The sequence below is a fragment of the Xanthomonas sp. SHU 166 genome, from assembly GCF_000364685.1.
Lineage (GTDB): Bacteria > Pseudomonadota > Gammaproteobacteria > Xanthomonadales > Xanthomonadaceae > Xanthomonas_A > Xanthomonas_A sontii.
The window spans coordinates 1-748 of the sequence record NZ_AQOJ01000319.1; the positions used below are offsets into that span (position 1 = coordinate 1).

The 748-nt window shown below is 64.0% G+C and carries 1 protein-coding gene; it reads right to left on the reverse strand.

What is annotated here, in order from left to right; all coding sequences use genetic code 11:
- Positions 1-554, reverse strand: a 554-nt coding sequence (locus D180_RS09675) for a type IV secretion system protein (RefSeq protein WP_017912631.1), incomplete at its 3' end; no start/stop codon positions are given.
- Between the last annotated feature and the right edge of the window lie 194 nt (positions 555-748).

Consider the following 748-nt stretch of genomic DNA (forward strand, 5'->3'; position numbering starts at 1 on the left):
GCGCCCGCCGCCATCGGCGGGCTGGCCGTGCCGAAACTGGCCAGCAGCATCGAGCGCCCCTTCTTCTCGATCGATTCGGGATCGTTGGCGTCCACACGCACCGCGTCCAGCGCGGACAGGGCCAGCTGGGTGTACTTCAGGTTGTCGTCGATCGAGTCGGCCGCGCTGCTGGTGTCGTCTCCGGTGAACAACCCGTGGATCTCCATGTCCAGGTTGTCGGTCATCGCCTTGTGCAACGCCGCGCCGTTCGCACCCAGGGTCGACGCGATCATCAGGATCACCGCCACCTTGGCCGCCTTGACCATCGTCGCCATCGCCGATTCGCGCGACTGCCCGGTGACGATGCGGTAGCCCTGGATCAGGATCCAGAACGTGGTCGCCGTCAACGCGATCACGCTCACCCAATGCATCGCGCGGCGCATCAGTTCAAGGCCGAACTCGGCGATCTCGTTGGTGAAGTAGTTGTTCACCAACCGGAAGAACAGGAAGTCGCCCAGATTGGCGTCCGCCAACGGCTGCATCCAGTGCGTGGCGGTGTCGAAGAATCCGTTCATGCTGCGTGCCTACCCGATGTCGCGTGCTGTGTTGGAGTTGCCGGTGCCATCATTTGGACAGCGCCCCAGCGAGCACGCCCGCCTGGATCACCTGCCCCAGGATGTTGTTCTTGTTGCCATCCAGCGCCCGCCGCGCCAATCGCGACTGGTCGTCCTTGAGCGCCACGATGTAGGCGTCGTAGGCCTTCATCTGC